Origin of the sequence: Streptomyces sp. NBC_00620, from assembly GCF_026341825.1 — a bacterium.
Lineage (GTDB): Bacteria > Actinomycetota > Actinomycetes > Streptomycetales > Streptomycetaceae > Streptomyces.
The window spans coordinates 265759-278589 of sequence record NZ_JAPENY010000002.1; the positions used below are offsets into that span (position 1 = coordinate 265759).

At 71.0% G+C, this 12831-nt stretch carries 12 protein-coding genes, 1 pseudogene and 1 riboswitch; of the genes and pseudogenes, 6 read left to right on the forward strand and 7 right to left on the reverse strand.

The window, feature by feature from the left end; translation table 11 throughout:
* Positions 1–3: 3 nt before the first annotated feature.
* Both thiS and thiO read right to left on the reverse strand, forming a co-directional pair.
* On the reverse strand, positions 4–216 hold the full coding sequence (gene thiS / locus OG246_RS20375; protein WP_266465199.1) for a sulfur carrier protein ThiS: 213 nt from the start codon (positions 214–216) through the stop codon (positions 4–6).
* A pseudogene (gene thiO, locus OG246_RS20380) lies at positions 213–1361 on the reverse strand (glycine oxidase ThiO); the annotation flags it as partial. The pseudogene thiO and the gene thiS, both read right to left, overlap by 4 nt.
* Positions 1362–1433: 72 nt before the next feature.
* Positions 1434–1547: riboswitch (TPP riboswitch) on the reverse strand.
* Positions 1548–1599: 52 nt separating this feature from the next.
* On the opposite strand from thiO, the gene OG246_RS20385 reads away from it, so the two are divergent.
* From OG246_RS20385 to OG246_RS20410, 6 genes are all read left to right on the forward strand, one after another.
* The gene (locus OG246_RS20385) at positions 1600–2004 is read left to right on the forward strand and encodes a hypothetical protein (RefSeq protein WP_266465200.1); all 405 of its coding nucleotides are present in this window, start codon (positions 1600–1602) and stop codon (positions 2002–2004) included.
* 45 nt (positions 2005–2049) lie between these two features.
* The gene (locus OG246_RS20390; RefSeq protein ID WP_266465203.1) at positions 2050–3276 is read left to right on the forward strand and encodes an NAD(P)/FAD-dependent oxidoreductase; all 1227 of its coding nucleotides are present in this window, start codon (positions 2050–2052) and stop codon (positions 3274–3276) included.
* A 122-nt stretch (positions 3277–3398) separates the two neighbouring features.
* A complete protein-coding gene (locus tag OG246_RS20395) occupies positions 3399–3764 on the forward strand; it encodes an Rv2175c family DNA-binding protein (protein WP_266465206.1) in 366 nt (121 codons plus the stop codon).
* A 91-nt stretch (positions 3765–3855) separates the two neighbouring features.
* On the forward strand, positions 3856–4527 hold the full coding sequence (gene thiE, locus OG246_RS20400; RefSeq protein WP_266465208.1) for a thiamine phosphate synthase: 672 nt from the start codon (positions 3856–3858) through the stop codon (positions 4525–4527).
* Between the two features lie 142 nt (positions 4528–4669).
* A complete protein-coding gene (metF, locus tag OG246_RS20405; protein WP_266465211.1) occupies positions 4670–5593 on the forward strand; it encodes a methylenetetrahydrofolate reductase [NAD(P)H] in 924 nt (307 codons plus the stop codon).
* 56 nt (positions 5594–5649) lie between these two features.
* Positions 5650–6630, forward strand: a complete 981-nt coding sequence (locus OG246_RS20410; protein WP_266465214.1) for a hypothetical protein — start codon at positions 5650–5652, stop codon at positions 6628–6630.
* 54 nt (positions 6631–6684) lie between these two features.
* Here the strand turns inward: OG246_RS20410 and OG246_RS20415 are convergent, their stop codons facing one another.
* The 5 genes from OG246_RS20415 to OG246_RS20435 all read right to left on the reverse strand — a co-directional run bounded on the left by OG246_RS20415 (position 6685) and on the right by OG246_RS20435 (position 12779).
* Positions 6685–8193, reverse strand: coding sequence for an NAD(P)/FAD-dependent oxidoreductase (locus tag OG246_RS20415; RefSeq protein WP_266465217.1), 1509 nt, complete (start codon positions 8191–8193; stop codon positions 6685–6687).
* Between the two features lie 56 nt (positions 8194–8249).
* Complete coding sequence (locus tag OG246_RS20420; RefSeq protein WP_266465220.1) at positions 8250–8864, reverse strand: DUF4126 domain-containing protein; 615 nt, start codon at positions 8862–8864, stop codon at positions 8250–8252.
* A 387-nt stretch (positions 8865–9251) separates the two neighbouring features.
* Positions 9252–9881: a TetR/AcrR family transcriptional regulator gene (locus tag OG246_RS20425; RefSeq protein ID WP_266465223.1), complete on the reverse strand. Its 630-nt coding sequence runs from the start codon at positions 9879–9881 to the stop codon at positions 9252–9254.
* A gap of 35 nt (positions 9882–9916) precedes the next feature.
* Positions 9917–12001 (reverse strand): YhgE/Pip domain-containing protein, encoded by a 2085-nt coding sequence (locus tag OG246_RS20430; protein ID WP_266465225.1) that lies wholly within the window; start codon positions 11999–12001, stop codon positions 9917–9919.
* Positions 11973–12779 (reverse strand): ATP-binding cassette domain-containing protein, encoded by an 807-nt coding sequence (locus OG246_RS20435; RefSeq protein ID WP_266465227.1) that lies wholly within the window; start codon positions 12777–12779, stop codon positions 11973–11975. Before OG246_RS20435 ends, OG246_RS20430 begins: the two co-directional genes overlap by 29 nt.
* Between the last annotated feature and the right edge of the window lie 52 nt (positions 12780–12831).

Here is a 12831-nt window from a genome sequence, read left to right on the forward strand (position 1 = left end):
GGGTCAGCCTCCTTGGACGGCGGTGAGGACTTCGACGCGGTCTCCCTCGGAGAGGGAGGTGGACGACCACTGCCCGCGCGGGACGACGGTTTCGTTGAGCGCGGCGGCGACGCCGGACGGGGCCGGGGTGAGCGCCGCGACGAGCGTGTCGAGAGCGGTGCCCGCGGCGATCCGCTGCCGCTCTCCGTTGACGAAGACGCTGACGAGGATGTTCATGCGGGCTGCTCCGTGAGGGCCGGGCTGAAGCGCTTGGGGGTGAAGGGGCGTGCCACTTCCGGGAGTTCACCGGTGGCCAGGGCATGCGCCAGCGCGTCACCGGTGACGGGGGTCAGCAGGACGCCGTTGCGGTAGTGCCCGGTCGCCAGCAGGAGCCCGTCGAGTTCGGTGGGGCCGAGCAGTGGCGCGTTGTCCGGCGAGCCGGGGCGCAGTCCGGCGCGCGTCTCGGTGAGCGGCAGCTCGGTGATCCCGGGCACCAGCTCATGGGCATCGCGCAGCAGCTCGTACACGCCGCCCGCGGTCACCGTCGTGTCCCAGCCGAGCTCCTCGTTGGTCGCGCCCACGACGAGCTCGCCGTTCTCGCGCGGCACCAGGTAGACATGGCTGCCGCGGACGACGGCACGCACGGTCCTGCTCAGGAAGGGCGCGTACGGCTTCGGCACGGTCAGCCGCAGAACCTGCCCCTTCACCGGGCGCACGGGTGGCAGTACGGCGTCGGGAACGCCCGCGAGGCGCCCGCTGAGGCTGCCCGCGGCGAGGACCACCTGCTCCGCCGACAGCTCGGTGCCGTCCGCGGTGACGACTCCGGCGGCCCGGTCCCGTACGACGGTCAGGCGCTCGGCCCACGTCCGGTGGAACACCACTCCGGCCCGCTCGCACGCCGTGACCAGGGCCTTGGCGAGCCGGCGCGGATCGACCTGGTGGTCGCCGTCGACCCGCAGCCCGCCGCGTACGCCGGGCGCGAGCATCGGTTCGAGGCGGCGGCACTCACGCCCGCTGAGCCACTCCGAGTCGAGCCCCGACTGACGTTGCAGGGCGTGCAGTTCACGCAGGTGGGCGCGGTCGTCGGCGTCGAGTGCGACGGCCAGGGTGCCGCACCGGCGGTAGCCGAGGTCCTGGCCCGTCGCCTCGGTGAGCTCGGCGACGAAGTCCGGGTAGCGGTCCGCGGAGGCGAGGTTGAGGCCCAGCAGGGTCTGCTCGCCGTAGTGCAGTTCCGTGACGGCGGCGAGCATTCCGGCCGCGACCTGCGCGGCGCCACCGCCGGGCTCGGGGTCCAGGAGCGCGGTCGTGAACCCGCGCTGCGCGGCCCGCCAGGCCGTCACAAGACCGATGATTCCGCCCCCGACGACAAGGACGTCCGAGGTGCCCGATGACTGGAATGCAAGAGATGCGAGAGATGCGTCTGATGTCTGGGATGTGTCTGACGGTGTACGCGACATGGGCGTCCAGCCCCTCCCTTCGCCGGCATGACCCGGATCAGGTTCGTACGGTCGGAGGCCGTCCCAGCCTCCCTCTCAGCCCGGTGCGTCCGGACTCCCGCGAGTGCTTTACGTTGGCCAGCCTAGCCCGCTGCGGTATGTCTCAGTAAGGGAGCCCGCGTCCATGGCCCGTTCGCTCGACGGCCTCGTCCTGTCCCCGGTCGCCGACCAGGCACCAGGTCAGGTGGGTACCCGCACCCGGTTCACCTACCACGAGCGGAACGGCGAGATCTGGGCCGACTACGCGGGCGGCGATGTCGTACGCGGGCATCTCCTGGGTACCCGCGAGGGTGACCGTCTCGACTTCCGGTACGTGCAGTTGAAGCGCGACGGCAGCACCTCCTCGGGGCATTGCGTGTCCCGCGTGGCGGAGCTGCCCGACGGGCGCGTGCGGCTTGAGGAGACCTGGGAGTGGGAGTCGCAGCGGGGCAGTGGGACGAGCGTCGTGGAAGAGGTCGGGGCGAGCGGCGTGGACGAGGCCGGGACGAGCGACGCAGGTCAGGACGGGCGATGTGGAACAGGTCACTGAGCACGTCCGCTGACTGACAAATCGTCAGCTGTCTATGGTGATCAGGTGACCGAGAAGACGCGGGTTCAGGAGCGGACGGTACGGCAGGTCGTCGTCGTGGGCGCCGGCATGGCGGGTGTGCAGACCGCGGTCGCCCTGCGAGAACAGGGCTTCGACGGCGGTGTGACGCTGATCGGGGCGGAACCGCACCAGCCGTACGACCGGCCACCGCTGTCCAAGGCCGTGCTGCTCGGCAAGGCCGAGGGCTCCGCCTTCGACATCGACTTCGAGGCACTGGGCATCGAACTGCAGCTCGGACGCGAGGCGCTCGGCGTCCGCCCCGAGGATCATGAGCTGGACACCGCCACGGGCCCGGTGCCTTACGACGTCCTGGTCGTCGCGACCGGCGCCGAACCGATCCGGCTGCCGGGCGCGGAGGGCGTCCCCGGGGTCCATCTGCTGCGCACCCTGGACGACGCCGAGCGGCTGCGTCCGGTGCTCGCCCAGCAGCACGACATCGTGGTGGTCGGGGCGGGCTGGATCGGCGCCGAGTTCGCCACGGCGGCGCGTGACGCGGGGTGCGTGGTGACCGTCGTCGAGGCCGCCGACCGGCCGCTCGCCGGGGCGTTGCCCGCCGAGGTCGCCGAGCCGATGGCCGCCTGGTACGCGGACAGCGGAGCCGAATTGCGCACCCACGCGCGCGTGGAGCGCATCGAGCCCGGCGCGGTGGTCCTGGACGACGGCTCCAGGGTGCCCGCGGACGCCGTGGTCGTCGGCATCGGCGCGCGCCCCGCCACCGCCTGGCTCAGCGGCTCGGGCATCGAGCTCGGCGCCCACCGCGAGGTCGTGGCCGACGACCATCTGCGCACCTCCGCTCCGGACGTCTACGCGGTCGGCGACTGCGCTTCCTTCCCTTCGGGCCGGTACGAGGACCGCCTTCTGGTCCACCACTGGGACAACGCCCTCCAGGGCCCGCGCACGGTGGCGGCGAACATCATCGGCGAGTCCCCCGTCGCGTACGACCCCGTCCCGTACTTCTGGTCCGAGCAGTTCGGCCGCTTCGTCCAGTACGTCGGCCACCACGCCCCCGCCGACACCACCGTCTGGCGCGGCGACCCGTCCGGCGCCGCCTGGACGGTCTGCTGGCTCCACGACGGCCGCCTGGTCGCCCTCCTGGCGGTCGGCCGCCCCAGGGATCTGGCGCAGGGCCGCAAACTCATCGAGGCGGGCACCCTGATGAACCCGGAGCTGCTGTCGGACCCGGCGCGACCGCTGAAGACGGCGACGGCGTAGGCGGTACGGATTCGCCGCCGAGGGGGCGGCCATCAGCGGTTCTGATTGGTTTTGGGTGGTTTGTGCCCTGTCGGGGCGGGACTCGGGTACCGAGTGTCAGTCCGGGATGGCAGGCTTGTCCCGTGACCGAGATTGACGCAAAGATCGATGCTCTCGTACCCGCCTGGCTCACCCTCCCCGACATCGCCGAGCAGTTCGGCGTCGAGGTGACCCGAGTCCGGCAGCTGGTCAAGGAGGGCCAGGTGATCGCCGTACGCCGTGGTGAGAACCGCGCGCTGCACGTCCCTGCCGCCTTCATCGACGGGGACAAGGTGGTCAAGGGCCTGACAGGCACCCTGACGCTCCTGAGGGACGACGGTTTCTCCGATGAAGAGATGCTCGAGTGGCTCTTCACCCCCGACCCGAGCCTGCCCGGTACCCCCGCGCAGGCTCTCAGCGAGAATCGCGGCACGGAGGTGAAGCGTCGCGCCCAGGCGCTCGCCGTCTGACCTGAACAGACCGTCCGACGTCCGGACCACGGCGGCCACGGACCACCCCGGCCGCCGTGGTCCCCACGCACCGACAACGGGGGACACACCCATGCCCGACAACGCCGCCGCAGCCGCACGCGCCCAGCTCGCCGACGCCCGCGTGTACCTGTGCACGGACGCCCGCAAGCGTCAGGGCGACCTCGCCGATTTCCTGGATGTGGTCCTGGAGGGCGGTGTCGACATCGTGCAGCTGCGCGACAAGGGCATGGAGGCGGCCGAGGAACTGGAACACCTCCAGGTCTTCGCGGACGCCTGCGCACGCCACGGCAAGCTCCTCGCGGTCAACGACCGGGCGGATGTCGCCCACGCGATCGGTGCCGACGTGCTCCATCTGGGCCAGGGCGACCTCCCGGTTCCCGCGGCCCGCGCCATCCTCGGCGACGAGGTCCTCCTGGGCCGCTCCACGCACGCCGAGTCCGAGGCCGCAGCGGCCGCCGTCCAGGAGGGCGTGGACTACTTCTGCACCGGCCCCTGCTGGCCGACCCCCACCAAGCCGGGCCGCCACGCACCCGGCCTCGACCTGGTCCGGTACACGGCCTCGCTGGGCACCGACCGCCCCTGGTTCGCCATCGGCGGCATCGACCTCGGCAACCTCGACGAGGCGCTGGAGGCGGGCGCCCGCCGCGTCGTCGTCGTACGGGCGATCACGGAGGCGGACGACCCGGGAGCGGTGGCGGGAGAGTTCGCGAAGCGGCTGCGCGGCGTAGAGCTGTCCGAGTAGCGGCGCAAAGCTGCCCGAGTAGCGGTCCGATGGCCTGAAAAGCTGTCCAGAAGCTGTCCGAGGGGTGGACAAGAAGTCGACAAATCGGACAATTCTCGGTCGTTCGGTTGGGGGACCCGATCCCCCTGGCTAACCTGCGGGTATGGCCCTCGGATCTGCTTCCACCAGGACTGACCGCGCACGAACCGTGCGCGACATGCTCGCGACCGGCAACAAGACGTACTCGTTCGAGTTCTCCGCGCCGAAGACCCCCAAGGGCGAGCGGAACCTGTGGAACGCGTTGCGCCGGGTCGAGGCGGTCGCGCCGGACTTCGTCTCCGTGACGTACGGAGCAGGCGGATCCACTCGTGCGGGCACGGTCAAGGAGACCCAGCAGATCGTCGTCGACACGACGCTCACCCCGGTCGCCCACCTCACCGCGGTCAATCACTCCATCGCGGAACTGCGCAACATCATCGGCCAGTACGCGGACGCCGGGATCCGCAACATCCTCGCCGTCCGCGGCGACCCGCCCGGCGACCCGATGGGCGACTGGGTGCCGCACCCCAAGGGCCTGACCTACGCGGCCGAACTCGTCCGGCTCATCAAGGAGTCCGGCGACTTCTGCGTCGGTGTCGCGGCCTTCCCCGAGATGCACCCGCGCTCCGAGGCCTGGGACCTCGACGTCGAACACTTCGTCGACAAGTGCCGCGCCGGCGCCGACTACGCGATCACACAGATGTTCTTCCACCCCGAGTCGTATCTCCGCCTGCGCGACCGCGTCGCCGCGGCCGGCTGTGAGACTCCGGTGATTCCCGAGGTCATGCCGGTCACGAGTGTGAAGATGCTGGAGAGGCTTCCGAAGCTCAGCAACGCCTCGTTCCCGGACGTCCTGAAAGAGCGAATCCTCACAGCCAAAGCCGATGCAGCGGCTGTACGCTCCATTGGCATCGAGTTCGCCACGGAGTTCTGCGCGAGGCTGCTGGCCGAGGGAGTCCCCGGACTGCACTTCATTACGCTCAACAACTCCACGGCGACGCTGGAAATCTACGACAATCTGGGTCTGCACCACCCACAGCAGGCCTAGACCGGTCGCACCCACGTACGACACACTGCGTAGCGGCCACTGGGAGAGGGGCGTACATGGGCTGGACGGTCCTCTATATCGCGTTCGGCGTCGTCGCACTGTGGCTGCTGGGCGAGGTCCTGCTGCAGTACAAGGCGCGGTTGCGCTACCGGCTGCTCGCCTTCGCCGGCTTCCTCGGCGTGGTCCTCGGCGTGCTGATTCCCTCCGTGGTGGTCATCGGCCTGGGCGCGGCGGCCTTCGCGGTCGGCCAGACGTACGTCACGCTGTCGTTCCGCCGCGGGTTCGCGGCCGGCTGGGCCGTCGGCAACCGCCAGGGCGCCGACAAGATCAAGAGCAAGCGCCGCCGCGGCGAGCCGGAGCACCAGGATCCGTCGCTGGAGGTCTCCGGCCTCGAAGCGACCGACGGCATGGTGAATCCCCAGGGCGACGAGTACGCCGGCGAGGACAACGTCTTCTCGCCCGCACAGTCCGACCGCTTCATGCCGCCCGGCTCGGGCCGGCCCGCCGCCGCCGAGACCACCGCCGTGTACGAACCGCAGCCCCTGCCCGACGACACCGGCTCGTACGGCATCTACGACGCCAACGCGTACGCGGCAGCGGCCGACCAGTCCTACGAGGCCACCACCGACCAGTCCTACGCGACCGCCGCCCAGGCCCAGGACCAGCAGGCCTACGCGTACGACGGCTACTCCGGCTACGACCAGCAGCAGTACGGCTACGACAACGGCCAGCAGCAGTACGCCGCCTACTCCGACCCGTACATCGGCACGCAGACGTACAGCGGTGCCTCGTACGACAACACCACCTACGGTGGCGGCGAGCAGCAGCAGTACACGCAGCAGGCCTACGGACAGGACCAGTACGCCGCCGGCAACTACGGCGGCGACACCACCCCGCCCGGCGGCGTCTGGGTGCCGCAGCAGCGCACCGACGAGTACGGCGGCGAACTCCCGCCGGAGCAGCCGTACCCGTACCAGGAGAACGGCAACGGTAACGGCAACGCCACCGGGTACGACGAGCAGCAGTACCGGTACTGAGTGACGGCCCGCACCTGACCTCGCGCGGGCCTCCTCTCGTTCAGCGCACCGGGGTCACTGCGAGCCGCGGAACTCCGGTCCTTCCACGATCAGTCCGGCCACCAGCGCGCCCGACATTCCCGCGTGCGGCAGGCCGCCGCCGGGGTGGGCCCAACCGCCGGCCGCGAACAGGCCAGGCAGACGGGTGCCGTTCGCGGGATGCAGCAGGGTCCCTGTCGCGCCCGCCAGTGAGGGTGCCGGTATGCCGCCGCCCTGCGCGCCCGTTTCTTCCTCCGTGTGCACGGGAGTGCGCACCTCGCGCCACAGCACCCGTTCACCCAGCCCGGGAACGGCCCGCTCGGCGGCGGCGACCATGCGGTCCGCGAAGGCGTCCGCCGCTCCTGCCGCCGTCCAGTCGTGATGGGCCTGGGACGGCACCGTCGCCGTGAGCACCACGGACTCGTGCGCGTCGTCGGGGCGCAGCCGCGGGTCGTCCGGCCGCTCGACCCACACGGTCGGCCGCTCGGGCGGTGTACCGAGTCCGAAGAGGTCGAGTTCCGCCTCCCGGTCGGTGGTGTGGACGACCGTGCGGTGCGCGGCGCCCGCCTCACGCGCGCCGCGCAGCGCGAGGCAGACCACGACCTTGCCGGAGAAGAGGGCCTCCGGGTTCGGCTCCACGTCGTCCCCCACGTACAGCTCGGGACGGCTCATGCCGCTCAGCCGCCAGGGCCCCGTGCCGACGACCATGTCCGCCTCGGCGACGGTCCCGTCCCGCAGCTCGATCCCCGCGGCCCGGCCGTCCTTCTCGACGATCCCCGTGACCTCGGCACCGAAGACGAACTCGACCTTCCGAGCGACACACCGCTCGTACACCGCGCGCGCCAACTCCCGTATGCCGCCGCGGACATACCAGGTGCCGAAGGCGTGCTCCATGTACGGCAGTACCGCGGCGCTCGCCGGGGCGACGCGCGGGTCGAGCCCGTAGGCGAGGGCGTGGCTCTCCAGGAGGGCCGTCAGGCGCGGGTCACGCAGCTCCCAGTCGCCGACCTCGGCGAGGGTGCTCGCCCGCCGGGTGCGCAGCAGCCGCTTGTGAGGCACCGCGGGGTAGGGCTCGCGCTCGGCGAGCACCGACCAGTTGGGCCACAGTGGCTCCTCCAGGAGCGGCCTGCGCGTGCGGTCCCAGGCCTCGCGCGCCCGCACCAGGAAGTCGCCCCACCGCTCGCCCGCGCCCGCGCCGAGTGCCTCGGTCAGCGCGGTGACGACGCCCGCGCGGGACGCGTTCGGCAAGGAGACGTCCGTGCCGTCCGCGAAGACGTGCCGCGACGACGGGTCCACCTGGACCAGCTCGACGCACGCCTCCAGCGGCTCCTTGCCCGTCTTGAGGAACAGATCGCGGTAGACCGCGGGCAGCGCCAGCAGCCCCGGACCCGTGTCGAACGCGAAGCCGTCGCGCTCGAAGCGGCGCACCGCTCCGCCGTACGTCGCCGTGCGCTCGTACACCACCACCCGGTGGCCCGCGACGGCCAGCCGGGCGGCGGCCGCCATCGCGCCCATCCCGGCGCCCATCACCGCAATTCGTGCCATGCCAGGGACTTTATCGGCCACCACTGACAGTCCGGCCCGGGCCCTTCGCGAAGGGATCAGCCGGGTGGCTCTGCCACCCGCGCCGCCAGCCGTCTCTCCTCCCGGCGCTGGGCCCTGCGGCGCAGGAACCGTCTGATCCGCGAGACCAGGAAGAAGAGCACCACAAGTCCGGCGAGCAGCAGGACGGCCGCGATGATCGCCGCGGCCTCCGGATGGAACATCGCGAAGGTGAGGATGCCGGCCACCCCGAGGTCCTCGGCGGTGCTCATGAGGAAGTTGCTGAACGGCTCCGGCGAGGTGTTGATCGCCATGCGCGTGCCGGCCTTGACGGTGTGGCTCGCCAGCGCCGTCGAACCGCCGATGGCCCCGGCCGCCAGGTCGGAGAGCGAACCGCTCTGCCCGGCGAGCAGCGCCGCGACCACCGCGCCCGACACGGGCCGGATCACGGTGTGCACCGAGTCCCACACCGAATCCACGTACGGGATCTTGTCGGCGACCGCCTCACAGAGGAAAAGCACGCCGGCTGTGACGAGGATCTCAGGGCGCTGAAGCGACTCCGGGACATCGTCGCTCAGGCCGGTCGCGCCGAAAATGCCGAGGAGCAGCACCACCGCGTACGCGTTGATGCCGCTGGCCCAGCCGCTGGTGAAGACCAGGGGGAGTACGGACACGGGGGCGATCGTAACCAGTCGGCAACGGTGCGTCCTGGGCATGAGTGCGTACGGCTGAGTACTCGTACCTAGCCAGTGAGATGAGTACGCGCGCGGATGGGCCCGACCTGCGCGAACGGGAGAGTGGAGACACGGAAAGGGGCGCGGCTCCGGTACCGCCGACACGGGGCGGCGGAACGGTTCTCGCGCCCTTGGCCGCTCCTTCCGCCGATTCGTCGGCGGGAGCGAGGCACGGGGGACCCGGGGATGACCGGACGGGGCCCAACGGGGGATCGGGGGGAGCACGGGGGAGCACGGCGAAGCGCCGGTTCGACTGGCCCGCGGGGGACGCGGCCACATCGGACCGGCGCTTTCGTGCGTGCAGGGGGCGCCCGGTCCCGGGGTGCGCTAGCGGTTGCCGCTCACACGCCCCTGGAGCAGCCGTGAGAGGGCCGCGTGGACGTCGTCCAGGGAGTGCTCGGGCTGGAAGGCCTGCCAGTCCAGGGCAGCCACAAGGACCATGCCGACCAGTGCGGAAGCTGTCAGCGGGATGTCGATCTCGTCGCTGAGCTCGCCGTTCGCCACGCCGTCGCGCAGGACGCCCTCCACGACCGCGACCGCTTGCTGCCGGACCACCATGAGCGTGGACTGCCAGGCCCGGTTGGTGCGCCACAGCTCCGCCACGTAGAGCTGCGTGAAGGCCGGATAGCGGTCGATGAAGACGAGGCCGGCCCGGATCATCGCGTCCAGCGCGTCGACCTTGCTGCCGCCGTCCCGGTCGGTCTTCTCGGCCGCCTCCCGGAGGGAGGCGGTGAGGAGCTCGACGCCGTGCCGCAGCAGCTCTTCGAAGAGGACGGATTTGCTCGCGAAGTTGTAGTAGACCGTGCCCTTCGCGACCCCGGCGCGCTCGGCGATCTCGTCCACCGTGGTGGCGGAGAAGCCCTGTTCGGCGATCAGGGTGACGGCCGCCTCGTAGAGCTTCTGCCGGGTCGCCTCGCGGCGGCTGCCGCCGCCTGCCGTGGTGTTGCTGCTTTCCATGACCCTGATTGTCACAGGAGTGGTCGTGTGCGCGGTCACAGGCTCAGCTCCGGGTGCAGCCGGTCGAGCGTCCACACCTGCTTGCGGCGCGCGGACAGGGCGGTGAGAGCCAGGGCGCCGGCGGTGAACGCGGCCAGGACGGCGCACGCCTGCCAGACCGGCCCGAGGCCGCCGCCCGTAATGAGCCTCCTGAGGGCATCGACGACGTAACTCATCGGCAAGAAGGGGTGGATCGCGTTGAAGAAGTCCGGACTGGTCTGGACGGGGTAGGTGCCTCCGGCCGAGGTCAGCTGGAGCATCAGGAAGGCGAGGACGAGGATCCGGCCCGCCGCTCCGAAGCGTGCGTTCAGCCACTGCACGATCGCCGCGAAGCACGCAGTCACCAGGAACAGGAAGCCCACCGTCCCGGCCGCGTGCACCATCTCCAGGCCGACCGCCCAGTGCAGCACGGACATCAGGGCCGCCGTCTGCAGCACGCCTATGGCGGCCACCGGCAGCCAGCCCGCCAGCGCGATGCGCCAGGCCGAGGCGCCCGCCGCGAGTGCGCGCCGGTTGAGGGGCTGGATCAGCATGTACGCCACCATCGCGCCCACCCACAGGGACAGCGGGATGAAGTACGGGGCGAAACCGGTGCCGTAGTTGGGCGCCTTGTGCAGGTCCTGCGAGGCGAGCTGAACCGGGTCCGACATGACGTCGGTGCGCTGGTCGCGGTCCTCCTTGTCGTAGTCGGGGATCTGGTCGGCGCCGTCGTGCAGTCCGTCGGCGAGCGTCCCGGAGCCGTCCGCGAGCTTGTACAGGCCTGCGTCGAGGTCGTTCGCGCCCGTCTTCAGCTTCCCCACGCCCGTGTCGAGGTCCGCCGCGCCGGTCTTGGCCGTACCGAGCCCCGAGTGCAGCGTCTTCGCCCCCTCGGCGACCTTCCCGGCGCCGTCGTTCAGTTCGTTGATCCTGGAGACGGCGTCGGCGAGGTCCTCGGAGAGGTTCGGCGAGCGGTCGGCGAGCGCCTGAGCCTGCTTCTGGAGCACGGCCAGGTTCTTGTCGAGCTTGTCGAGATCGCCGTCCTGGTCCTCGATCAGGGTGTTCACGTCGTCGGCGACCGTGGCCACGTCCGCGGCCGCCTGCTTGGCCTTCTTCAGGTCGGGGCACGCGGCGTCGGGAACCGGCAGGGTCTCGCAGCGTGCCTTGTAGACCGTGTTGAGCGCGGCGGAGGCCGTGTGGGCGCCCTTGGCGGCGGCCGGGGCCGTCTCGACCAGGGTGCCGAGGTTGGCGCGGATCCCCGAGGCGGCGTCCGCGACCAGCTGGGCAGTGTCGCCGATCGACTTCTCGTTGTCCTTCAGGAAGGGGCCCACCTGGTCCGCGACCCCGTTGACCTTGTCGGCCAGGGTCTGCGTGCCGTCCGCGACCTGCTGCGAACCGTCCTCCAGGTCACCTGCGCCCGTGTTGAGCTTCTTCAGGCCCGTGGAGAGCTTCCCGCTGCCCTTCTTGGCGTCCTTCAGACCGTCCGCGAGGTCCTCGGCCCCCTTCTCCGCCGTGCCGATCCCGCTCTCCAGCTTGTCGGCGCCCTTAGCGGCCTTCTCGGTCTCCCCGTGGATGCCCGAGAAGGAGACGTAGATCTTGTCGAGGAACGACCGGGAGGCCTTCGTGGACGCGGCCGTGCGCACCTCGCTGAACACCGTCCGGGAGATCTGCCCGACGATGTAGTTGTTCGCGTCGTTCGTACGCACCTGGAGCGCGCCCGTCTCCGGTGACTCCCCGGAGCTGGAGGCGATCCGCTCGCTGAAGTCGCCCGGCATGGTCAGCGACAGGTAGTACGTGCCGTCCTCGACGCCCGCCCGGGCCTCCGCCGCGCTCACCTCGTGCCACTCGAAGGTGTCGCTGCCGCGCAGCCCCTTGGTGATGTCGTCGCCCGCCATGACCTTCTTGCCCGCGGCGGTCGCCCCCTTGTCGGCGTTCACGAGCGCCACGGGGATGCGGTCGAGACGGCCGTACGGGTCCCAGAACGACCACAGGTAGAGGGCGCCGTAGAGCAGGGGCAGCAGCAGGAGCGCGGCCAGCGCGGCGCGCGGGAGCTTGCCCCTGCCGAAGCGCCTGAGCTCAAGCGAGGCCAGTTTCGGCGAGCGCATCGGCCGTCTCCTTGTTGTCGTTCTCGGTGTTCTCGGTGTTCTCGTCGTTGTGCTGCTGCTCCGCCGCGGTTTCCGGCGCAGGCTTGGGGCTGGTGGACACGACGACGGCGTCCTCGGGAGCCTCGCTGCACACCGCGACGACCGTGGTCCCGGACTCGGTGAGAGACCTCAACAAGGCCCATGCCTCGGCCCGTTCGGCGTCGGACAGCTTGAGGTCGAGGTCGTCGACGGCGAGCAGGTGCGGACGGCCGATGAGAGCCAGCGCGACGGACAGCCGCAGCGCCTCCAGGCGTTCCAGGTCGCGTACGGACGTCCGGGAACCCTTGGGCAGCGTCTCCCGGTCGAGCCCGGCGGCCGTCAGCGCCGTGTCGATCCGCAGTCTCGCCTCCGTCACCCGGTCCCCGCGGGGCCGCAGCAGCCCCCGCAGTGAACCGCCGAAGCGCCGTTGCAGCAGCGCCCGTTCCAGCAGGTGCTCCCCGACGGTCAGGGCCGGGTCCAGGTCGGTGACGCCCGGGACATGGGCCGGCGCACTGATCCGGCGCACCGCGGACATCTGCTTGGGCAGCCGGAAGGAACCGACAGCCGCGTGCCCCTCGCTCGGCTTCATCCGCCCACTGAGCGCGAGCAGCAGACAGGTCCTCCCGGAACCGGACGGTCCCTCGACAGCGATCAGCGAGCCGGGCTCCGCGGTGATGTCGATGCCGCGGAAGGCCCAGCCGCGCGGTCCCTTGAGCCCGAACCCCTCGGCGCTGACGGCGACTCCATGGTGCTCGCCCACAGCTCCCCCTCTTCGAGCCGACCGACACCGGCGGCTCTTGAACCGATTCTTT

Coding starts and splice junctions, on each gene's coding strand:
- OG246_RS20410 (WP_266465214.1), top strand. CDS start 5,650: ATGGGCTGGACGGTCCTCTATATCGCGTTCGGCGTCGTCGCACTGTGG.
- OG246_RS20430 (WP_266465225.1), bottom strand. CDS start 12,001: ATGCGCTCGCCGAAACTGGCCTCGCTTGAGCTCAGGCGCTTCGGCAGG.
- OG246_RS20425 (WP_266465223.1), bottom strand. CDS start 9,881: ATGGAAAGCAGCAACACCACGGCAGGCGGCGGCAGCCGCCGCGAGGCG.
- thiS (WP_266465199.1), bottom strand. CDS start 216: ATGAACATCCTCGTCAGCGTCTTCGTCAACGGAGAGCGGCAGCGGATC.
- metF (WP_266465211.1), top strand. CDS start 4,670: ATGGCCCTCGGATCTGCTTCCACCAGGACTGACCGCGCACGAACCGTG.
- OG246_RS20385 (WP_266465200.1), top strand. CDS start 1,600: ATGGCCCGTTCGCTCGACGGCCTCGTCCTGTCCCCGGTCGCCGACCAG.
- thiE (WP_266465208.1), top strand. CDS start 3,856: ATGCCCGACAACGCCGCCGCAGCCGCACGCGCCCAGCTCGCCGACGCC.
- OG246_RS20415 (WP_266465217.1), bottom strand. CDS start 8,193: ATGGCACGAATTGCGGTGATGGGCGCCGGGATGGGCGCGATGGCGGCC.